This window comes from Halorhodospira sp. 9622, from assembly GCF_022228025.1.
GTDB classification, from domain to species: domain Bacteria; phylum Pseudomonadota; class Gammaproteobacteria; order Nitrococcales; family Halorhodospiraceae; genus Halorhodospira; species Halorhodospira halophila_A.
The window spans coordinates 140,976-161,457 of record NZ_JAJNRE010000005.1; the positions used below are offsets into that span (position 1 = coordinate 140,976).

19 protein-coding genes are annotated in these 20,482 nt (G+C 69.7%); 11 read left to right on the forward strand and 8 right to left on the reverse strand.

Features of this window, described 5'->3' with window-relative positions; translation table 11 throughout:
• The 3 genes from cgtA to LRG07_RS04635 are packed head-to-tail and all read left to right on the forward strand — an operon-like array spanning position 1 to position 4,021.
• Entirely contained in the window at positions 1–1,041 is a 1,041-nt protein-coding gene (cgtA, locus tag LRG07_RS04625) for an Obg family GTPase CgtA (RefSeq protein ID WP_201171679.1), read from the forward strand.
• Positions 1,022–2,158, forward strand: coding sequence for a glutamate 5-kinase (gene proB, locus LRG07_RS04630; RefSeq protein ID WP_201171677.1), 1,137 nt, complete (start codon positions 1,022–1,024; stop codon positions 2,156–2,158). Before cgtA ends, proB begins: the two co-directional genes overlap by 20 nt.
• Positions 2,159–2,161: 3 nt before the next feature.
• Complete coding sequence (locus LRG07_RS04635) at positions 2,162–4,021, forward strand: ankyrin repeat domain-containing protein (protein ID WP_238636664.1); 1,860 nt, start codon at positions 2,162–2,164, stop codon at positions 4,019–4,021.
• Between the two features lie 83 nt (positions 4,022–4,104).
• Here the strand turns inward: LRG07_RS04635 and rpsT are convergent, their stop codons facing one another.
• The 5 genes from rpsT to LRG07_RS04660 form a co-directional block, all read right to left on the reverse strand.
• The gene (gene rpsT, locus LRG07_RS04640; protein ID WP_238632676.1) at positions 4,105–4,371 is read right to left on the reverse strand and encodes a 30S ribosomal protein S20; all 267 of its coding nucleotides are present in this window, start codon (positions 4,369–4,371) and stop codon (positions 4,105–4,107) included.
• 114 nt (positions 4,372–4,485) lie between these two features.
• Positions 4,486–5,106 (reverse strand): ABC-type transport auxiliary lipoprotein family protein, encoded by a 621-nt coding sequence (locus LRG07_RS04645; protein WP_201242595.1) that lies wholly within the window; start codon positions 5,104–5,106, stop codon positions 4,486–4,488.
• Positions 5,103–6,044 (reverse strand): MlaD family protein, encoded by a 942-nt coding sequence (locus LRG07_RS04650; RefSeq protein WP_201171671.1) that lies wholly within the window; start codon positions 6,042–6,044, stop codon positions 5,103–5,105. The genes LRG07_RS04645 and LRG07_RS04650 overlap by 4 nt, the downstream gene beginning before the upstream one ends.
• Entirely contained in the window at positions 6,045–6,833 is a 789-nt protein-coding gene (locus LRG07_RS04655; protein WP_201171670.1) for an ABC transporter ATP-binding protein, read from the reverse strand.
• Positions 6,827–7,957 (reverse strand): ABC transporter permease, encoded by a 1,131-nt coding sequence (locus LRG07_RS04660; protein WP_238632672.1) that lies wholly within the window; start codon positions 7,955–7,957, stop codon positions 6,827–6,829. The genes LRG07_RS04655 and LRG07_RS04660 overlap by 7 nt, the downstream gene beginning before the upstream one ends.
• Before the next feature lie 80 nt (positions 7,958–8,037).
• On the opposite strand from LRG07_RS04660, the gene murJ reads away from it, so the two are divergent.
• The 5 genes from murJ to ispH are packed head-to-tail and all read left to right on the forward strand — an operon-like array spanning position 8,038 to position 14,906.
• On the forward strand, positions 8,038–9,612 hold the full coding sequence (murJ, locus tag LRG07_RS04665; RefSeq protein WP_238641882.1) for a murein biosynthesis integral membrane protein MurJ: 1,575 nt from the start codon (positions 8,038–8,040) through the stop codon (positions 9,610–9,612).
• A 47-nt stretch (positions 9,613–9,659) separates the two neighbouring features.
• A complete protein-coding gene (locus tag LRG07_RS04670; RefSeq protein ID WP_201171663.1) occupies positions 9,660–10,595 on the forward strand; it encodes a bifunctional riboflavin kinase/FAD synthetase in 936 nt (311 codons plus the stop codon).
• 13 nt (positions 10,596–10,608) lie between these two features.
• Positions 10,609–13,434, forward strand: coding sequence for an isoleucine--tRNA ligase (ileS, locus tag LRG07_RS04675; RefSeq protein WP_238641883.1), 2,826 nt, complete (start codon positions 10,609–10,611; stop codon positions 13,432–13,434).
• Between the two features lie 10 nt (positions 13,435–13,444).
• Complete coding sequence (lspA, locus tag LRG07_RS04680; protein ID WP_238641884.1) at positions 13,445–13,921, forward strand: signal peptidase II; 477 nt, start codon at positions 13,445–13,447, stop codon at positions 13,919–13,921.
• A gap of 28 nt (positions 13,922–13,949) precedes the next feature.
• Positions 13,950–14,906, forward strand: a complete 957-nt coding sequence (ispH, locus tag LRG07_RS04685; RefSeq protein ID WP_238636667.1) for a 4-hydroxy-3-methylbut-2-enyl diphosphate reductase — start codon at positions 13,950–13,952, stop codon at positions 14,904–14,906.
• On the opposite strand, the gene LRG07_RS04690 is transcribed toward ispH, so the two are convergent.
• On the reverse strand, positions 14,901–15,344 hold the full coding sequence (locus LRG07_RS04690) for a DUF2058 family protein (RefSeq protein WP_201171654.1): 444 nt from the start codon (positions 15,342–15,344) through the stop codon (positions 14,901–14,903). The two genes, ispH and LRG07_RS04690, sit on opposite strands and share 6 nt — an antisense overlap.
• 104 nt (positions 15,345–15,448) lie before the next feature.
• Between LRG07_RS04690 and LRG07_RS04695 the strand changes: the two genes are divergently transcribed.
• From LRG07_RS04695 to LRG07_RS04705, 3 genes are read left to right on the forward strand one after another with little or no spacing between them, the layout of a single operon-like run.
• On the forward strand, positions 15,449–16,048 hold the full coding sequence (locus LRG07_RS04695) for a penicillin-binding protein activator LpoB (protein ID WP_201171652.1): 600 nt from the start codon (positions 15,449–15,451) through the stop codon (positions 16,046–16,048).
• A gap of 13 nt (positions 16,049–16,061) precedes the next feature.
• Positions 16,062–17,387, forward strand: a complete 1,326-nt coding sequence (locus LRG07_RS04700; RefSeq protein WP_238641885.1) for a COG3014 family protein — start codon at positions 16,062–16,064, stop codon at positions 17,385–17,387.
• A complete protein-coding gene (locus tag LRG07_RS04705) occupies positions 17,384–18,403 on the forward strand; it encodes an LPP20 family lipoprotein (protein ID WP_238641886.1) in 1,020 nt (339 codons plus the stop codon). Before LRG07_RS04700 ends, LRG07_RS04705 begins: the two co-directional genes overlap by 4 nt.
• On the opposite strand, the gene LRG07_RS04710 is transcribed toward LRG07_RS04705, so the two are convergent.
• Positions 18,400–19,431, reverse strand: coding sequence for a hypothetical protein (locus LRG07_RS04710; protein ID WP_201171645.1), 1,032 nt, complete (start codon positions 19,429–19,431; stop codon positions 18,400–18,402). The two genes, LRG07_RS04705 and LRG07_RS04710, sit on opposite strands and share 4 nt — an antisense overlap.
• A 130-nt stretch (positions 19,432–19,561) precedes the next feature.
• Positions 19,562–20,482 (reverse strand): PA2778 family cysteine peptidase (locus LRG07_RS04715; protein ID WP_238641887.1); only part of this gene is annotated, 921 nt, incomplete at its 5' end.

A 20,482-nucleotide genomic window follows, 5' to 3' on the forward strand; every position in this document is an offset into this window, starting at 1 on the left:
ATGCGATTCGTCGATGAAGTCACCTTTGTCGTCCGCGCCGGGGACGGCGGCGACGGCTGTGTCCACTTCCGGCGCGAGAAATATGTGCCCCGGGGGGGGCCTGACGGCGGCGATGGCGGCCGCGGCGGCAGTGTCTACCTCGAGGGCGACGAAGGCCTGAACACCCTGGTCGATTACCGTCACGATCGCTTCTTCAGTGCCGAGAGCGGTGAGGCTGGCGCAGGCCGGCAGTGCACCGGGCGCTCGGGTGTCGACCGCGTCCTGTCGGTGCCGGTCGGCACCCTGGTCATGGACGAAGGCACCGACGAGGTCATCGGCGACATTACCCGCCACGGCGAGAGGCTGATGGTGGCCGCCGGCGGACGTGGCGGGCTGGGCAACCTCCATTTCAAGAGCTCGACCAACCGCGCCCCGCGTCAATCCACCGACGGCACCCCCGGGGAGTCTCGGGAGCTGCGTCTGGAGCTTCAGCTGCTGGCCGATGTCGGGCTGCTCGGCATGCCCAACGTGGGCAAGTCGACCCTGATCCGCACCATCTCCGCCGCTCGCCCGAAGGTCGCCGATTACCCCTTCACCACCCTCTATCCACAGTTGGGCGTGGTCCGTTACGAGGCGCAGCGCTCGTTCGTGGTGGCCGACATCCCCGGCATCATCGAGGGGGCGGCCGAGGGGGCCGGACTCGGGGTGCGGTTTCTCAAGCACCTGAGCCGGACCGGTTTGCTTTTGCACCTGGTCGACGGGGTGGCCGAGGAGGAGCGTGGCGGTGACCCGGTGGCCGAGGCGCAAACCCTGCTCGCCGAGCTCCAGGCGTTCAGCCCCGAGCTGGCTGAAAAGCCGCGCTGGTTGGTGGTCAATCGCCTCGACGCCCTGCCCGAGGAGGTGCGCGAGGAGCGGGTAGCGGAGATCGCCCGGGGCCTGGCGTGGGACGGCCCGGCTTACGGCATCTCGGGGCTGACCGGCGAAGGGGTAGATCGGCTCTGTGGGGATATCATGAGGGACCTGGAGGCGCGACGCAGGGAGGATGAAGGTGGGGCGACGTGAGGCGCTGCGCCAGGCCCAGCGCTGGGTGATCAAGGTCGGCAGTGCCTTGATCACCGACAACGGGCGGGGGTTGGCGCATAAGCAGATCAGCGCCTGGGCGGATCAGGTGGCGGCACTGCGCAAGGCCGGACGCCAGGTGACCCTGGTTTCCTCGGGGGCAGTGGCCGAGGGGATGCAGCGGCTGGGCTGGCGCAACCGGCCGCGAGCCGTCTATCAGCTCCAGGCTGCGGCCGGCATCGGGCAGAGTGGCCTGGTCCACGCCTGGGCCGAGGGCCTGGCGCGGCACGGACTGCAAACCGCCCAGGTCCTGCTGACCCACGACGACCTCTCTGATCGACGCCGCTACCTCAATGCCCGCAGCGCGCTGCGCGAGATGCTCCGCCTCGGCGTGGTGCCGGTCGTGAACGAGAACGATACGGTCGTCACCGATGAGATCCGTTTCGGTGATAACGACACCCTGGCTGCGCTGGTCGCCAACCTGGTGGAGGCCGAGGCGCTGGTGGTCCTGACCGATCAGCCCGGCCTGATGGACCGCGATCCGCGTGCGCATCCCGACGCCGCGCTGCTGGATGAAGTCCGTGCCGGCGACCCGGAACTCGAGCGGTTGTGCGGCAGCACTGCCGGGGTCCTGGGCCGTGGCGGCATGCTGACCAAGGTCCGCGGTGCTGAGCGGGCCGCCCGCTCCGGTACCTACACGGTGGTCGCCAGCGGGCATGAGCCACGGGTGATCCAGCGTCTGGTCGAAGCCGAGCGAGGGCTGGGGACGCTCTTCGTACCCGATCAGGAGCCCCTGGCGGCGCGCAAGCAGTGGCTGGCCAGCCACCTGCAGACCCGTGGCGCGCTGACCCTCGACGAAGGCGCTGCGCGAGCCCTGCGCGCGTCCGGCAAGAGCCTGCTGCCGGTCGGCGTGGTGGCCGTGGCGGGTGACTTCTCCCGCGGGGAGATGGTCGTCTGCCGGGATCCGTCGGGGATCGAGGTGGCGCGCGGTCTGGTCAACTATGCCGCCGACGAGGCGCGACTGATCTGCGGACGTGCCAGTCGTGATATCGAGGCGGCGCTCGGCTACGTCGATGAGCCGGAGCTGATCCACCGCGACAACATGGTGGTGACGGTGTAGGTCATGCTCGGGCCCGCCCTTCGCGTCTTGGTGCCGTTGGCGACCGGATGTCTGCTCGGCGGCTTGCTCGCCGCTTGTGGCGCCTGGCCGCTGTCACCGGCGCAGCAGGAGGCCTTCAACGCGGCGCGTGACGGCGATGCCGCCACCCTGGAGCGGGCCCTGGACGGTGCTGCCGATGTGCAGGCAACCGACGGATCCGGGCGCGGACTCTTGCACTACGCCGCCCTCAACGGCGAGGCGGGGGTGGTGGAGCTGCTCATCGAACGCTCGGACGGGGCGGATCTCGAGCTCCGCGACGACGGCGGGCGGGTGCCCCTGCACGAGGCGGCCGCGGGTGGGCACACCGAGGCGGTGGCGGCGCTGCTGTCAGCCGGGGTAGCGGTGGATCCCGTTGACGGGGATCGGCGGACACCGTTGATGCTGGCCGCCCGCAGCGGTGATCCGCGCACAGTGGAGGCGTTGCTGGCTGCCGGGGCGGAACCGGATCGTCAGGATGCCGATGGTGCGACCGCGCTGTCGATGGCATCGGCCGCCCGCTACCCCCGGGTCGCAGCGCAGCTGCGCGAGGTCAGCGAGCGACCGGCCGCCCCCTGGGCCCTGATCGGGGTCGTGCGCGCGGGCGATGTCGAGACCCTGGCCTGGATGCTCGACCGCGGGTTGCCAGTGGATCTCGCTTGGCAGGATGGCGATGACTTCCTCTCCCTGGCGGATATCGCCGCCGAATCCAGCCCGCGGGCTGCGGCTCTACTGCTGCGCCGAGGTGCGCAGCTGCACGGGGACGGGACTGCGGCCCTGGTGGCGGCGGCGCTCCACGGGGATGCCGATCAGGTCGCCGAGCTGCTCGGCGAAGGGGTGGATCCCGACGTGACGGTCCGCGGTGGCGATGCCGAGGGCCGTACGCTCCTGATGGAGGCGGCACGCCTTGGGTATGACGAGGTGGTGGCAGACCTCTTGGCTGCGGGGGCTGATGCCAGCGCCGTCGACGAGCACGGCGCCGATGCGCTCTGGCACGCCGCGGTAGGCTACGTCTCGCCGGGGGACGAGCAGGCCGGGCTGGAGCGCGACGCGGATCGGGGCACTGTGGTCCGGACCCTGCTCGAGGCCGGCGTTGCCCCGTCCAGCGGCGACCGTCACGATTTTGCCGCCATTCATGCAGCGGCGGCCCGGGCGGAGGCGAAGACTGTCGAGGCGCTCCTCGATGCCGGCGCCGGCCTGGAGCAGACCGATCGCAACGGCCGGACACCGCTAATCTTCGCCGCCCAGGCCGGCAACGAGGCGACCCTGGCCGCCCTGCTGGCGCGAGGGGCCGATCCGCGGGCCGTGGATGCGCTCGGCGCTACGGCGCTGACCCATGCCCGGTTGGCCGAGTCGCGTGGTATGGCCGAAGAGGCGGTAACGGCCGTGCGCGAAGCCGGGGGCGGTAAGGCCGTGGGGCCGCGCCAGGGGACGCCGGGGTTGTCCGTTGGCGGCGATCACCAGCGCCTGATGCGTCTCGACGCCCCGGTGGCCATCTTCGACAGTGCCGGCTACGACGGTCACAGTGCCCGTTTTCTGCCCTACACCACGGCTTGCCGGGGTCACGGTTGCCTGGTGCCGCCCGTGGTCGTGCTGCCGGCCGGGACAACGGTGGAGCTGGTGGCCCGCGAGGCAGCCGAGGACGGCCGGCTCCACGGGGTCTTCCTGGTCCAGGAGCCGGGCCTGCGCGGACTGCTGTTCGAGGATTACCTGTTCGGCGCTTGGCCACCGGACGGGACGGCGGTCAGCGAGATCAGCGTGGGGCGGGTGGCGCACATCCGCGGCATGGACTGGGTCGAGATCTTCGATGTCGATCTGCCAGCTGCCACAGGCGGGCTGTTCTGGTGACGGCCACGGATGGGGGGGGCACAACGCAAAACGGGCGCCTTGAGGGCGCCCGCTTGGGATGCTGCGCGTTCCGGTTGCCCGGTTCAGCCGGCGAGGCTACGCACCTTGGCGTTAAGCCGGGACTTGTGGCGCGCGGCCTTGTTCTTGTGGATGATCCCGCGATTCGCCGAACGATCGATGACTCGCACGGCACTGCGGTAGGCCTGCTGAGCCTGATCGTGGTCCCCGGTCTTGACCGCCTTGAGAACTTTCTTCATCGAGGTGCGCATCTCGCTGCGGCGCGACTTGTTGCGCAGCCGGCGTTCTTCGGCCTGACGGGCACGCTTCTTGGCGCTCGCGATATTCGCCACGGTTGTACTCCTGCTCGCTTGCGATCCTCGGAGACGGGGTCCTAAGCTGTCATAGCGGACCCTGCAAAGCGCGTAAATATGCCTGCTGGCGTGATCGCTGTCAAGCGCGCCGGGTTACTCCCCGGCAGCGGTGGCCAGCGTCCAGGCCAACAGTTCGCTGCCGACGCTTCGGTTGGCGGCTCCCAGGGCGGCAACAGCCGCATCGACGTCACGGGCCGGTGCCTCCTCAGTGGCCGAAAATCGCTCGGCGTCGATGATCCGCCGTTGCCCGACGTCCACCAGACGGGCATCCACCACCACCCGCGCTCGTGGTGTCTCATCACGGGCATCCAGCTGGAAGTCGCGCAGGGTGGTGCGCAGTTCCAGGTCCGCGGCGAGGCGGTCGCCGTCGGCGCTCAGGTGCCGGATACGGCCGTCGCTCCGGAAGGTGTCGATGAGGTGCTCCTGCCAGAGCCGGGGCAGCGGCGAGACCCAGCGCGCGCCGCTAAAGGCGCTCATGCGGTGTTCGCCGGTAGCGACGGCGATCCGGTTACCGGCCAGCAGGTCACTGCTGCCGGGAGCGGCCACACGCAGCGTCCAGTCCACCTCGCGACCAGCCGGCGACGGTGCGTCCGCATCGGGCGGCGGCAGGCGATAGGCGGTGTAGGTCTCGGGGTCGGGCAGCAGGGTGCAGGCGCTCAGCGTCGCGGCTGCCAGCAGCGTCAGCAGCAGGCCGGGGCGGCGGGGCGTTTTCACGGCTGGTACTCCTCCATCTGCTCACGGCGCAGCAGTTGCCCGCCGGGGTCCTGTCCCAGGCGTCGGAGCAGGCCGCGCAGGGCGCCCAGGGTTTGCTGCAGCTCTTCGCTCAACGGTTCCAGATCCTGCAGGCTCTGCAGGCCGCGTTCGACAGCCTCGCGGTTGTCGCGGAACAGCTCCTGCGCCTCGCTGCTGCTTCCCTCGAGCGCCTCGGCCGCGCGCGCGGTGCTGCGTAGGATCTCGCGGCCCGGGCCGTCAAGCAGCGCGCGGATCTCCTCAAGCATTTGTTGCGCCTCGCTCAGGGTCTCCTGAAGCTGCTCGCCGCCATCGGCCAGGGCGGTGATGCCCCGGCCCAGGTCGTCGCTGCGCGAGGCCACCGTCCCGCTGGTCCGCTCAAGGTGTTTGAGGGTGGCGCTCAGGGTCTCGATGTTCTCCGGAGAGAGCAGCTGATTGGCGGTCTCGACCAGGTCGTTGATGCCGGCCAGCAGTTGGTCGCTGTCCTGGCGCAGACGGGCCATGGGCGAGGGCTCCGTCTCGATCCGCGCCATTCCCCGATCCGGTGGTTCAAGCGGCGGAGCGTCGGCATCGCCGGGCTTGAGCCGGATGTGGGCACCGCCGGCGAACAGGCTCGAGCTGCCGATCTGGGCCCGGGTGTCGCTGCGGACCGGGGTGTCGCCCCCCACCGTGATGCGGGCGATCACCCGCCGCGGGTCGTCGGGGTCGAGGGTCAGGTGGTCGATCTCGCCGACGTTGATCCCGTTGAACTTCACCGGGCTGCGCGTGGTCAGGCCGCTGACATCCTCTTCGAAGACGATCTCGAAGCGCTGCCGTTCACCGTGGAGGTCGGAGTCGGTGAGCCAGACCCCGAAGAGGATGACGCCCACGATCAGGGCCAGGGTGGCCAGCCCGATCCAGAAATGCCGCGCCCGGGTCTCCATTCAGCGGTTCTCCTGCGTGCTGCGGGCGGCGCGCCCCCGCGCGCCATGGAAATAGGCCCGCACCCAATCGTCGTCGATGGCGCTCACTTGCTCAAGCGTGCCCGTGGCCAGAACCCGCTGGTGGGCGAGCACCGCAACGCGGTCACAGGTGGCATAGAGCGTATCCAGGTCGTGGGTGACCAGGAAGACCGTCAGGTTCAGCGCGTCGCGCAGGGTGACCAGCAATCGGTCGAAGCCGCCGGCACTGATCGGATCCAGGCCGGCGGTGGGCTCGTCCAGGAACAGGACGTCCGGGCAGAGCGACAGGGCGCGGGCAAGGGCAGCCCGCTTGACCATCCCGCCGGAGAGTTCGGCGGGGTAGCGCGGGCCGGCCGCCGGGTCGAGGCCGGTGAGCGCCAGCTTGACCCGGGCCAGGTCTTCGGCCTCGGCGCGGGTTAGCCCGGCGTGTTCGATCAGGGCCAGCGCGACGTTCTCGGTGATGGTCAGCGACGAGTAAAGGGCGCCGTGCTGGAACAGTACGCCGATGCGCCGCTCCAGCCCGCCCCCTTGTCGGAGGGCGTCGACGGATTGGTCGTGGATCCGGATCTGGCCGGCGGCCGGGCGCAACAGTCCGATGAGCGTGCGCAGCAGGACCGACTTGCCGCTGCCCGAGCCGCCGACTAGGCCGAGGATCTCGCCCCGGTGCACGTCCAGATCCAGCCCGTCGTGGATGGTCTGCCCGCCGAGTCGGGTGACCAGGCCGCGGACCCGGATCGCCGGGTGAGGATCGGTGGTGCTGGCGCTCACCATCCTATCTCCACATAGATGAGGGCGGCCACGGCGTTGAGGATGATGACCCAGAAGATCGACTGCACCACCGCCGAGGTGGTGTGCGTGCCCACCGACTGCGCGCTGGCACTGCACTTGAGTCCTTCCAGGCAGCCGATGATGGCGATCACGAAGGCGAAAACCGGCGCCTTGGCCAGTCCGGCAAGGTAGTGGCGCAGCGAGATGTCGCTGTAGAGCGAGATGATCCGCCCCGCGGGGACGTCGACGTTGAGCAGGGTGACCAGCCCACCGCCAGCCAAGCCACAGACCACCGCCACGAAGGAGAGGACCGGCACGGCAATCAGCAGCGCGACAACCCGCGGGATGACCAGCATCTCGATGGGGCTGAGCCCCTGGGCGCGCATGGCATCGATCTCCTCGTTGGCCTTCATCGAGCCGATCTGGGCCGTAAAGGCGCTGGCCGAGCGTCCGGCGAGGAGGATCGCGGTGAGCACGACGCCGAACTCGCGCAAGAACGCATACGCCACCAGGTCCACAGTGAAGATGCCGGCACCGAAGCGCCCCAGCACGGTGATTCCGAGAACCGCAATCACCGCCCCGACGGCGAAGGTCAGCAGGGCGACGATGGGCAGCGCCTCCAGCGCCGTATGCTGGAGCTGGCGCGAGACCGCGGCCGGGCGCCAGCGCCAGGGGCGCAGGGCGCTGGCGGCGAAGGCGGCGAGGACCAGACCGGTAAAGGCGATGGCCCGGGCCAATTGTTGGCCCGCATGGCTGATTTGTGCCCCCAGGCCGATCGTCAGGCGCCCGAAGAAGTAGGGTTCACGGGTCGGTTCCGGGGTGGCGCGGGCACGCTCGCTAGCTGCCGCCACGGCCTGGAGCAGGTTGCGTCGCTCGGCGGAGAGCTCGGGTGCCGTGCGCGCCAGCGCTTCGACACGTTCCGGCCCGAGCAGGCGGGCCAGTAGGGTCGCGCCGGCGGTGTCCAGTCGTTCCAGTGCGCCGAGATCGACCCGCGGTTCGCCGTCCAGCCGCGTCTGCTCCACTTGCCGGAGCACGGTGCGGTAGTGGGCCAGGGTCCAGTCGCCGCCGACAAGCACCTCGGGCCCCGCTGCCCCGTGCCGGCACCTCAGGTAGCCCGGGTCAGCCACGGATGGTCGTATCCCCTTGACCGGGCGCTGTATCATCAGCGCCGTCGCTGTTTGCTGTGTGCCGAGGAGGCGTTCCCTGCGTGGTTACCGGTCTGTTTCGCCACATCTTCACGTTCGGCTCCCTGACCCTGGTTTCGCGGATCCTCGGTTTGGCCCGGGATGTGATCATCGCCGGGGTGTTCGGCTCGGGGGCGCAGACGGACTCGTTTATTGTCGCCTTCAAAATCCCCAATTTCATGCGGCGGATTACCGCCGAAGGGGCGTTTTCGCAGGCGTTTGTCCCGGTGCTCACCGACTATCGCACGCACAGCACGCACCGCGAAGTCCGCGCCCTGATCGCCTACAGCGCCGGCACCCTCGGGGCGGCATTGGCGTTGGTCACGGCCCTCGGCATGGTGGCGGCGCCGGCGGTGGTCAGTGTCTTCGCCCCCGGTTTCAGCGACGATCCGGAGCGCTTCGCGCTGACCGTGGACCTGCTGCGGGTGACCTTCCCCTACATTCTATTCATATCCCTGGTCGCGTGCGCCGGGGCCGTGCTGCATACCTGCAACCGGTTCGCCTCCTTCGCCTTTGCGCCGGTGTTGCTGAACGCTGCGATGATCGGGGCCGCGCTGTGGGCCACGCCGTGGTTCGAAGAGCCGATCATGGCCCTGGCGGTGGCCGTGGCGGTGGCCGGTGTCCTGCAGCTGCTGCTGCAGCTGCCGTTTCTCTACCGGGAGGGGCTGCTGGTCTGGCCTCGGCCGTCGCTGCGCCACCCCGGGGTGCGGCGGGTGGCCCGGCTGATGGGACCGGCGGTGATCGGCTCCTCGGTGATGCAGGTCAACCTGCTGGTGGATACCATCCTCGCCTCCTTCCTGATCACCGGCAGTGTCAGCTGGCTTTACTTCTCGGACCGCCTGGTGGAGTTCCCGCTGGGGGTGTTCGGCATCGCGCTGGGAACCGTGCTGCTGCCGCGGCTCTCGGCCGAGCACGCCGGCAGTGAGCCGGAGCGCTTCTCGCGCACGCTGGACTGGGGGCTGCGTCTGGTGCTGCTGGTGGTGGCGCCGGCCACGGCCGGGCTGATCGTGCTCGCCGGGCCGATTCTGGCCACCCTGTTTCAGTACGGTGCCTTCGGCGCGGACGATGTGGTCGCCGCTTCCTGGTCTCTGGCCGCCTACAGCCTGGGTCTTTTCGGATTCGTCCTGGTCAAGGTGCTGACGCCGGGATACTTTTCCCGGGAAGACATGAAGACCCCGGTCTACTGCGCGGTGGCCGCCGTGGCGGTCAACCTGGTCCTCTCAGTGAGCGCGGTCTGGGCCCTGCACGAGACGCCCTTCGGCCACGTGGCTCTGGCCGCCGCCACGGCGGCCTCGGCGACCGTCAATTCGGCGCTGTTGTTCATCGGCCTGGTTCGCCGGCGGGTCTACCGGGGGGGCAGCGGCTGGCTGCGCCTGACGGTGCAGGTGGCCGTGGCCACGTCACTGATGGTGGCGGTCCTGCTCTACCCCGCGCTGCGCCTGGAGGCGTGGCTGGAGGCCGGCGTTGTGGCGCGCGTGCTGGCGCTGACCGGTGTCGTGGCTGCCGGCGGGGCCGTCTACTTCGCTGCGCTCTACGCCCTGGGTGTCCGGCCGCGGCAGTTCCGCGAACCGGAGGCGGCCGGTGAGCCGGGCGGCTAGCCGAGGCTGTTGCCGGGCTAGTACACTTGATCCTTTTCTCAGGGGCCATGGAACTCATCCGGGGATTGCATAACGTCCGGGCCCGTCACCGCGGCGCGGCGATCACCATCGGCAACTTCGATGGGGTCCACCGCGGGCACCGGGCCATGATCGAGCGCCTGCGCCGGGAGGCGGCGCGGCGTGGTCGGCCGGCCGTCGTGGTCACCTTTGAGCCGCACCCCATGGAGCGCCTGGCCCCGGCGCGGGCGCCGGCGCGTTTGACCGGGCTGCGCGAGAAGGTGCGCCGGCTCGCCGAGACCGGTGTGGATGCGGTGCTCTGCCTGCGCTTCGATCAGCATCTGGCGGCGGTGGAGGCCGAGGCCTTTGCCGGCGAGTTGCTCGGTGAGCGCCTGGGTGCCGGATACGTCCTAGTCGGCGACGATTTCCGGTTCGGTCGCCAGCGCCGGGGAGATCTGGACATGCTTCGGCGCGTTGGCCGCGAGCGGGGCTACGAGGTGGCACCCATGGACACGGTGGTGCGCTCCGGGGAGCGGGTGAGCAGCACCCGCATCCGTCAGGCCGTTACCCAGGGGCGCTTCGCCGATGCGGCCGAGCTGCTCGGACATCCCTATTGCGTGCAGGGGCGTGTGGTCCACGGTGATGCCATGGGCCGGAAGCTCGGCTGGCCGACGGCCAATCTACGGCTGTCACCGGAGCGCATCCCGCTCGACGGTATCTACGCCGGGTGGGCCCGGGGGGCTGCCGAACGCCCGTGGCCGACGGCAATCAGTGTCGGCGTGCGCCCCACGGTGGGGGGGCGGCGCTTGGTTTTCGAGGCTCACCTGATCGATTTCGACGGCGACCTCTACGGCCGCCACCTCTGCGTCGAGCCGGTGGCCCGGCTCCGGGGCGAGGAGCACTTCGACGGGCTCGATGCGCTGGCGAGACAAATCGGCGAGGATGTACGCGCGGCGCGGCGCGTGCTCGGTCAAGAACACCATTAGGCGAGGCGGCGACGTGAGCGAGTACAAGCACACCCTCAACCTTCCCCACACCGAATTCCCGATGCGGGCGCGTCTGGCCGAGCGTGAGCCGCAGCGCCTGCAGCGCTGGGAGGAAGAGGACCTCTACGGCGCCATCCGGCGTGCGCGGTCGGGGCGCGAGCGGTTTATCCTGCACGACGGTCCGCCCTACGCCAACGGCGATATCCATATCGGCCACGCGGTCAACAAGATCCTCAAGGATATCATCGTCAAGGCGCGCACCCTGGACGGGTATGACGCGCCGTACATCCCCGGGTGGGACTGCCACGGCCTGCCGATCGAGCACAAGGTCGAGGAGGAGGCTGGCAAGCCCGGCGTAGACCTGAGTTACGCGCAGTTTCGTGAGCGCTGCCGGGCGTTCGCTGCCGAGCAGGTGGACGGACAGCGCCAGGACTTCAAGCGCCTGGGCGTGCTCGGCGACTGGGAGCGCCCCTATCTGACCATGGATTACGCCACCGAGGCCGGCATCCTGCGGGCCCTGGCCCGGATCTTCGAGGGCGGGCACGTTACCCAGGGGTTCAAGCCGGTGCACTGGTGTGCCGACTGCGGCTCGGCCCTGGCCGAGGCCGAGGTGGAGTACGAGGAGCGCACCTCGCCGGCGGTGGATGTGCGCTTCGCTGTGGCGGACGAGATGGCGCTGCAGCAGCGCGTCCTGCTCGAGGGCGAGGGTGCCCAGGCGGGAACGGCCTCGGTGGTGATCTGGACCACCACGCCCTGGACGCTACCGGCCAACCGGGCGGTGGCGGTGCATCCCGAGCTGGAGTACCTGGTGGTCGCCCTGGATCACAGCGAGCGGCTCATCCTGGCCGCCGATTTGGCCGAGTCGACCCTGGCGCGGGCCGGCATCGGCCGCCACGAGGTGGTGGGTCGCTGCCGCGGGGCGGATCTGGAGGGACTGACCCTGCGCCACCCCTTCCTTGAGCGCGAAGTCCCGGTGGTTCTCGGCGGGCATGTGACCACCGACGGGGGTACCGGTTGCGTGCACACGGCGCCGGGGCACGGCCAGGAGGACTTCGAAGTCGGGCAGCGCTACGCTCTGGAGGTGACCAATCCGGTCGACGGCGCCGGCTGCTTCTTCGAGGATACCGAGCACTTCGGCGGGCTGAATGTCTTCGATGCCAATCCCCGGGTCGTCGAGGTGCTCGAGGCCGGCGGGGCGCTGCTGCACCACGAGAAGTACCGGCACAGCTACCCCCACTGCTGGCGGCACAAGACCCCGGTGATCTTTCGGGCCACGCCGCAGTGGTTCATCGATCTGGATCGTCACGGCATGCGCGAGTGCGCTCTGGCCGGGATCCAGGGCGTGCGCTGGATGCCGGAGTGGGGCCAGGCGCGCATCGACGCCATGGTCCGCGGGCGTCCGGACTGGTGTATCTCCCGGCAGCGCCACTGGGGCGTGCCCATCGCCGTGTTCATCCATCGCCGCAGCGGCGAACCGCATCCGCAGACGCCTCAGCACATGGAAGCGGTCGCCGAGCGCATGGAGCGCGAGGGGCTGGAAGCCTGGTGGGACCTGGATCCCGCGGAGCTGCTCGGTGACGAGGCCGCCGAGTACGAGAAGGTCACCGACATCCTGGACGTCTGGTTCGACTCCGGGGTGACCCACGCCACCGTGCTGGATCAGCGCGACGGCCTGCAGGTGCCGGCGGATCTCTATCTGGAGGGCTCGGATCAGCACCGCGGCTGGTTCCAGTCTTCGCTGCTCTCCTCGGCGGCAATCCGCCGTTCGGCGCCCTACCGTGGCGTGCTCACCCACGGATTCACCGTGGATGAGCAGGGGCACAAGATGTCCAAGTCGCGCGGCAACGTGGTGGCCCCGCAGGACGTGATGGACCGCCTCGGCGCCGATATCCTGCGCCTGTGGGTGGCCTCGGCGGATTACAGCGGCGAGATCGCTGTCTCCGACAATATCCTGCAGCGCACCGCTGATGCCTACCGTCGCATGCGCAACACTGCCCGGTTCCTGCTCGGCAATCTGCACGGCTTCGAGCCCGGGCGTGATGCTCTGGCCGCGGAGCAGATGCTGCCCCTGGACCGTTGGGCGGTGGCGCGGGCCCGGGAACTGCAGGAGCGGATCGTCGCCGCCTATGACCGCTACGAGCTGCACCGCATCTACCACCTGCTGCATAACTTCTGCGTGGTGGACATGGGTGGCTTCTATCTCGATGTGCTCAAGGACCGTCTGTACACCACGCCGGCGGACAGCCGCGCCCGGCGCTCCGGCCAGACGGCCATGTACCACATCGCCGAGGCCTTGGTGCGCTGGCTGGCGCCGATCCTCTCCTTCACCGCCGACGAAATCTGGGGGCATCTGCCCGGCGATCGCCGCGAGCCGGTGTTCACGGCGGAGTGGTACGATGGGCTCTTCCCGCTGGACGACGAGTCGCGCGAGGCCTCGTTCTGGGAGCGGGTCATGGAAGTGCGCACGGTGGTCAGCCGCGAGCTGGAGCGGCTGCGTAACGAGAAGGTGATCGGCGCCAATCTGGATGCCGAGGTGGACCTCTACGTCCCCGAGGCGCTCGCTGCGGAGCTCGCCCCGCTGGGCGATGAGCTGCGCTTCGTGCTGATCACTTCGGCGGCACGCATCCACGACGTCGCCGAGGCTCCGGCCGGTGCCGCCAGCGCCGCCCTGGAGGATGGCACCGAGGTGCGCATCGTGGTGGCCGCCTCCGGCCACGACAAGTGCCCGCGTTGCTGGCATCGTCGTCCCGATATCGGCGCCAGTGATGAGCACCCGCAGCTGTGTGGGCGCTGCGTCGAGAACGTGGCCGGGGCCGGTGAGCGCCGGGCCACGGCCTGATGGGGGTGGGATGGGCTACCGGCTCTGGCTTCTGCTCGCCGTCGCCATCGCGGCCCTGGATCAGGCCTCCAAGGCGTGGGCCCAAGCGGCGCTGCGACCTTACGAGTCGGTCGAATTGCTGCCCGTGCTCAGTCTCACGCTCGGCTACAACCCCGGGGCGGCGTTCAGCCTGCTCGGCGACGCCGGCGGCTGGCAGCGCTGGCTGCTTGCGGGCATCGCTGCCGCCGTGGGGGGCTACCTGATCTACTGGCTGCGCCGTATCGGGGCGTCGCAGCCCTGGCTCGCCTTGGGGGTGGCTCTGATCCTGGCCGGGGCCCTGGGCAACCTGGTCGATCGCCTGTACCTGGGGTACGTGGTTGATTTCATCCACCTCCATTACGCTGGGTTTCACTGGCCGATCTTCAACGTCGCCGATATTGCCATCACACTGGGCGCCGGCCTGGTGATCGCGCTGCTCGTGTTCTCAAAATCGGCCACTGAACACTGAACCGCTGCAGGCAGAACCGGAGGTTTCCGTGCCCAAGATTCACCTTGCCAATCCCCGCGGTTTCTGCGCCGGCGTGGACCGGGCCATCGCCATCGTCGATCGGGCGCTGGCGGTTTACGGGTCGCCCGTCTACGTCCGTCATGAGGTGGTGCATAACCGTTTTGTGGTGGATGATCTGCGCGGGCGCGGCGCGGTCTTTGTCGAGGAACTGCACGAGGTGCCCGACGGGGCCACCGTGATCTTCAGCGCCCACGGCGTGCCGCAGTGGGTCGCCGACGAGGCCGAGCGGCGGGGGCTGCAGGTCTTTGATGCCACCTGCCCGCTGGTGACCAAGGTCCACAAAGAGGTGCGCGATCATGCGCGAGCGGGCCGTGAAGTGGTCCTGATCGGCCACGCCGGTCATCCGGAGGTCGAGGGCACCATGGGGCAGTATCTGGCCCCGGAGGGACAGGGCGGTATCTACCTGGTGCAGAGCCAGGAGGAGGCGGCGGCGCTACAGGTCCGGACCCCGGACGATCTGGCCTTTGTCACCCAGACCACGCTGTCGGTGGACGACGCCGCTGGCATTGTCGAGGCGCTGCAGCGCCGCTTCCCGTCTATCCAGGGGCCGCGCAAGGACGACATCTGTTACGCCACGCAGAATCGCCAGGATGCGGTGCGTGCTCTTGCCGACGAGGTCGACCTGCTGTTGGTGGTCGGCTCGGTCAACAGCTCCAACTCCAACCGCCTGCGCGAACTGGCCGTGCGCTGCGGTACCGAGGCGTACCTGATCGATGGTGCTGCCGATCTGGACCGGGGCTGGCTGGATGGCCGTCAGGCGATCGGCGTGACCGCCGGCGCCTCGGCGCCGGAGAGCACCGTGGTGGAGGTGGTCGAGCAGCTCCAGGCGTGGGGCTGCGAAGCGCCGGAGGAGCGGCCGGGCAAGGCGGAGACGGTCACCTTTGGTTTGCCGCGGGAGCTCGGTCAGCCTCCGGCGGCCTCATGAGCGCCGTGCCGGCGACTCCTCCCGCCGCTTGAGCGGGTGCAGCACCAGCAGGGCCTCCGGCTGGCGCTGGCGCACCTGCTCGGCAACCGCCCTGGGCACCACGGCCAGGCCGTCGCCACTGATGACCAAGCCGGCGTAGCCGTCCGCCAGCTGCCGCTGTTGCTGCCGGGTCACCCAGGCGTGGCGGATCCGCTGTCCCTCGATGAAGTGGTAGGCGGTGTCGCCTCCCCAGCGCGGTAGCGCGTAATGGCGGATCAGGTCGGGTAGTGGGATGTGCGCCTCGAGCGGTTGGTGATCCCGTGCCTTGTCCGGGCGGGATCTCCCGCGCGGGGTTGCCCGGTCGCGGGGGCCTCGGCGCTTGCCCGACTGCTGCCTGCGAGCTTCCTCCTGGCTCGCCAGACCTGCTCTAACAAGCTGTTCTTGAAGAGAATTTGACATGTGCAGCATTCTGCACAGGTGGCCTGCCGGCGTCGACCCCCGGTCGCGACATGGCGGGTTATACTGATCCCGCAGCCAGTTTTTCCGGATAAGGCGAGGGGGCTATGAAGGCGTGGATTCGGGGTGCCCTGGTGCTGTTGGCCATGGCGGCGGTCGCGGGCTGCGGTCACTCGGTGGAGCGGATCGATCGGGATGCGGAGCACGACCTCTCCGGTCGGTGGAACGACCAGGATTCGCGACTGGTTGCTGAGGAGATGATCGCCGACGCGCTGGATCGCCCCTGGTTGCGGGAGTTTCGGCGCGACGAGGGCGGGCGGCCCACCGTCATCGTGGGGGGTGTCCGCAATCTCAGCCACGAGCACATCAATACCCGCACGTTCGTTAACGATATCCAGCGGGAGCTGATCAATTCCGGACAGGTGGATTTCGTCGCCGACGCCGATCAGCGCGAGCGCATCCGTGAGGAGCGCCGCGACCAGGATCTGCACGCCAGCGAGGAGACCCGCAAGGCCATGGGGGAGGAGCTGGGCGCTGACTACATGCTGCTTGGTTCGGTGAACTCCATCATCGATCAGGAGGGGCGACGTCAGGTCCGTTACTACCAGGTCGACATGGAGCTGATCAGCCTGGCCGATAACCGCAAGGTCTGGATTGGCAACAAGGAGATCCGCAAGCTCGTGCGTTCGGCCTCGGCGCGGCCCTGAGCGGCGCGGCCGCGTGACGCATTGGCTGTATAGGCCCTGGCTGGCACTGATGCTGGCTGCTGCCCTGGCCGGGTGCACGACCTACGGCGATCGGATGGCACCGGTAGAGGCCGCCGTGGAGGACGGCGATCCGCGTCGAGCGGTGGAGCTGCTCGATGCGGACTCCGGCGGGCCGGGGGACCGTGTTGTCGACCTGCTCAACCGCGGAGCGCTCCTGCGCATGGCCGGGGAGTTCGAGGCCAGCAACCGTGCCCTGGAAGAGGCCTACGACGCCATCGCCGAGGTCGATCCGCTGAGCGTCTCGGAGAGCGTGGGCAGTCTGATGGTGGGTGAGACCGCTTTCGCCTACGCCGGCGAGCCCCACGAACGGGTCCTGCTCCATCTGCTCATGGCCTTCAATTATCTGGATCTCGGGGATCCGGATGCGGCGCGGGTCGAGGCTTTGCGCGTGGATCTGCGCCTGCAGCGTCTCGCCGCCGAGCAGGGGCGGTCCGTCTACCGGCAGGATCCGTTTGCCCGGTACCTCAGCGGGTTGATCTTCGAGCGTCTGGGTGAGCCGGATCAGGCCCTGGTGGCCTATCGCCAGGCCTACCAGGCTTACCGCGAGCAGGGCGGACGGCTGGGGGTTGCGGTGCCCCGCTCGCTACAGCGCGATCTGCTGCGCCTAGCCGATAAGCTGGGACTCGACGAAGAGCGGGCCGAGTGGCAGCAGGCTTTTGGGCTGGACGCCTGGCCGGATCCGGCCGAGCATCGCGAGCAGGCGCACGTGGTGTTGATTGCCGGGGTGGGGCTGGCCCCGCGCAAGGGAGAGCAGGGGTTCGCGGTGCAGGATCGCCAGGGACGCATCCACAGCGTGGCCCTGCCGTACTACGAGCCGCGGCGCAGGCCGCTGGGCGGGGTCCAGTTCAGCGCTGGGGAGGCCTCGGTGCCGGCAGAGCCGGTGCACGACGTGGACGCCGTCGCCCGGATCCTGCTCGAAGAGCAGCAGGGCGTGCTCGCCGCCCGCGCGCTGGGGCGACTGCTGGTGCAGAAGGAGATGATCGATCAGGCCCGCGAGGCCAGTCCGGTAGCCGGTCTGGCCATGAACGTCTTCACCCTGGTGGCGGACCGGGCGGACACCCGCACCTGGGGCATGCTGCCGGCGCAGTACTACATGGCCCGCATCAGTCTGCCACCCGGCGAGCACCGGCTTGAGCTGGTCTATCAGGGCCGGTCCGGTCACCCGCTGACCCGGGTGGACCTCGGGGCGCTGGAACTCGAGGCCGGGGCTTATCACTTTGTATTCGATCGCTGGGTCTCGGCGCGTGCCGGCTCCGTGACCCACAGGGGGGAGCCGTGAAAGCGCTTCTCGTAGTCCTGATGGCGCTGTTCCTGCTGGCCGGCTGTGCTGGTAGTGCTCCGCCATCGGGAGATCAGCCATCCTGGGTGGTCGGCGGTGAGCCGGCCTCCTATCCCCGTGAAAGCTATCTCAGTGCGGTGGGCACGGCCGATCACCGTGAGCTGGCCCACGATCGGGCCCGGGCCGAGCTGGCGCGCGCCTTCGAGGTTCATGTAACGGCGGCGACACAGCAGGAGGACCGGCTGGCGTTCCGCGACGGCGAGACCCGGCACCGGGCGACGCTGGGTCAGCAGGTCGCGACGCGCACCGCGGTCACCCTGCGCGGTGTCGAGATCGGCGAGACCTGGCGGGAGCCGCAGAGCGGCCGGTATCACGTCCTCGCCGTCATGGATCGGCAGCAGGCGGCCAGCGCGCTGCGCGAGGGCATCGCGGGCCTGGACGCGGCGACCAGTCGCTATCTGCGCCAGGCAGACGCTGCCGCCGACCCGCTGCACGCACTCGCCGCGCTGGCCCGGGGGCTGGAGGCGCAGCGCCAGCGTGCCGAGTATCAGCAGGCCCTGCGGGTGCTCACCGGCGCCGGCATGACGGTGCGGTACGAGCTGGCGGTGCTGCGTGCGCGGCTGGCCGCCGAGGCCGGGAGCATCCCCTTCGGCATCGGCGCGCGGGGTGATCATGCCGAACGGGTGGCAAGCAAACTGCGGGCATCGGTGGCCGCTGCCGGGTTCCGGGTCGATGAACGGGAGGATGCCTACCGGCTGGAGGCTGTGCTTGAACTCGAGGATCTCGGGCAGCGCGATGGCTGGTACTGGCAGCGTGGCGGCCTGACCCTGCGCTTGCTGGATGATGCCGGTGAAGTCCGTGGCGAGCAGCGCTGGCCGGTGCGCGGTGCCGCCACCGATTACACGACGGCCGAGCGTCGCGCCCTGGAGCAGGCATTCGAGCGCCTCGGCGAAGACCTGTTCGGCCTGATCATCGCCTTGGCTGTCGGCCAGGGCGAGTCGGCGCCGCGAGGCTAGAAGCGACCGCGCAGCGTGGCCGTAGCGAGCAGCGAACTCGAGCGGCTGCCGCGGAAGTCATCCGGAACCAGATCGCGGTCAACGCTTCTTGCCGAGGCCTCCAGCCGGAGCTCGATCCGCTCCCAGGCATAGCCGCCGCCGCCGAGCAGGTGGAAGCCAGTGCCGGAGAGCGTATCGCCGTTGTCGCGTTCAAGGCGCTCGTAGTGCAGGCCGGCCCCCATGTAGGCGCGCGGCCCGGCCTCGCGGAACTCGCGCCCGAAACGCAGGGTCAGGTCTGTGGCGCTCCAGCGTTTCGGTTCCGGGTCGGCGTAGAGGCTGCCGCTGGTGCTCAGCTGCTCGCTGTGCAGGTGGGCGATGCCCACCGAGGCGTGTTCGCTGACGGCGTACTGGATGTCCAGCACGGGACCGTGGGCGCGCAGGCGCGTTGAGTCGTCGCCGTATCGCTCTTCAACCGACAGGTGGTGGTAGCCGTAGCCGACCCCCACACTCCAGTTGCGCCGGGGCGGCGGCGCCTGCTCTTCGGCCCGCTCGGCCACGCGTATCGTCTCCGCTTCTTCTGCCCGTTCCTCCTCGGTCTCGTCATGAGTCGCCCCCGGGATTCCACCCTGCCACCAGGCCGGTCGGTCCGTGGGCGGTGTCTCACGCGTTGTATCGGGTGGCTCGGGGCCGTCGGCCTGTTCGAGGATGCGCATGATCCCGGGCATCAACGCCGGCCGCATCTCCATGGCGTGGCGGGCAATCGGGTCGGCCAGTCGCGGATAGGTCGACAGCAGTTCGTCGAGCTCATCGAGGAAGGCCTCATCGTCGCGCAGCGCCGCCTCCTCGATGCGGGTCAGGGCGTCATCGAGGATGCTGCGCTGGTGTTCGGTGAGCAGGCCCGGATCAGCGGATGCGCTGCCGTGGGGCGCCGGAGCCTCGGCGTCTTCGGCCGTCGCTTGGAGGACCGGCCACAGCGTGGCGGCCACGATGAGTAACCCGGCGAGGTGCCTGCTGCCGGGCGTGCGGTTGGGCCGACGATACCGGTGCATGGGTGGCTCCTGTCTGTTGTGCCGCTACCTCTTGCTTCCGGCCAGCGCGGCCCGTCGGCTGGTGAGGCGCGCCGACCCTGCCCCGAAGGATAGTCAGCCCGTGCCCGTCTCGCGACCCAGCGCCGGTGGGTTATTCCCCGCGGCCGCCCGCAGCCTCTAGGCGGATCCGTTCGACCGCCTCGCCGTACTGCGGATGATCGGGTGCTGCCGCTTCGCTCCGGCGAGCCGCCTCCAGCGCCTCGGCGACCCGGTCCAGGCGCAGCAGTGCCCAAGCCAGGTTGTGGTGGGCCGCTGGCCCCGACTCGTCCTCCGCCTCGATAGCGTGGCCATAGGCGTCCACAGCGGCGGCGTACTCCCCCCGGGCGTAGCGGATGTTGCCGAGGCCCAGCCAGGCGTCTGCGTGCGCGGGCCAGCGCGTCGTGGCGGCGTGGTAGCCGGCCAGGGCCGGCTCCCAGCGCTCCTGGCGCTCCAGCTCGGCGACGGCGGCGACCCAGTCATCGGCGTTGGCACTGCGGGGCAGGTGCCCGGGGCGCGGGATCACCATCGCCCAATGGTCGCCGCGTTGCCAGGTTCGCTCGAACCGGCGCAGCGAGAGGGTCTCGCGTCGCTCGGTCCCCGAGCGCAGGGTGACCGTTCCAGCGTCCAGGTCAAAGCCCACCACCACGGCGTAATGCCAGTGGGGCAACGCCTCCAGGGCCAGGTTCTGCAGGACCAAAACCGGGCGGCCGCCGGCTACCTCCGCTAGTAGGTCGGCTAGATCCGGTGCGAGGACATACGGGATGCGGTCGGCGCGGCGGGCGGCGGCCAGCAGCTCGTTCTGCAGCGTGCCCTGGCGCTCGGGAAGGTAGACGGCGTCGATCAGCTCATCGTCGGTAGTCACCACATCGCTGGCGACCAAGACCGTGGCCAGTGCCGCCGGGCCGCAGTAGTAGGTCTCGTCCGGGAAGAAGGGCGTGTCGCTCAGCTCCACCGCGCGGGGTAGCTCGGCGGTCTCCCGCGCCTCGGCGATTACCTCCGGGTGCTGCAGTGGGGGGGCGGCGCCCCCCCCCCC

Bases quoted from the DNA above. Each gene is read 5' to 3' on its own strand.
- cgtA (WP_201171679.1), top strand. From the start codon at position 1: ATGCGATTCGTCGATGAAGTCACCTTTGTCGTCCGCGCCGGGGACGGC.
- proB (WP_201171677.1), top strand. From the start codon at position 1,022: ATGAAGGTGGGGCGACGTGAGGCGCTGCGCCAGGCCCAGCGCTGGGTG.
- LRG07_RS04635 (WP_238636664.1), top strand. From the start codon at position 2,162: ATGCTCGGGCCCGCCCTTCGCGTCTTGGTGCCGTTGGCGACCGGATGT.
- LRG07_RS04650 (WP_201171671.1), bottom strand. From the start codon at position 6,044: ATGGAGACCCGGGCGCGGCATTTCTGGATCGGGCTGGCCACCCTGGCC.
- LRG07_RS04655 (WP_201171670.1), bottom strand. From the start codon at position 6,833: ATGGTGAGCGCCAGCACCACCGATCCTCACCCGGCGATCCGGGTCCGC.
- LRG07_RS04670 (WP_201171663.1), top strand. From the start codon at position 9,660: ATGGAACTCATCCGGGGATTGCATAACGTCCGGGCCCGTCACCGCGGC.
- lspA (WP_238641884.1), top strand. From the start codon at position 13,445: ATGGGCTACCGGCTCTGGCTTCTGCTCGCCGTCGCCATCGCGGCCCTG.
- LRG07_RS04690 (WP_201171654.1), bottom strand. From the start codon at position 15,344: ATGTCAAATTCTCTTCAAGAACAGCTTGTTAGAGCAGGTCTGGCGAGC.
- LRG07_RS04695 (WP_201171652.1), top strand. From the start codon at position 15,449: ATGAAGGCGTGGATTCGGGGTGCCCTGGTGCTGTTGGCCATGGCGGCG.
- LRG07_RS04710 (WP_201171645.1), bottom strand. From the start codon at position 19,431: ATGCACCGGTATCGTCGGCCCAACCGCACGCCCGGCAGCAGGCACCTC.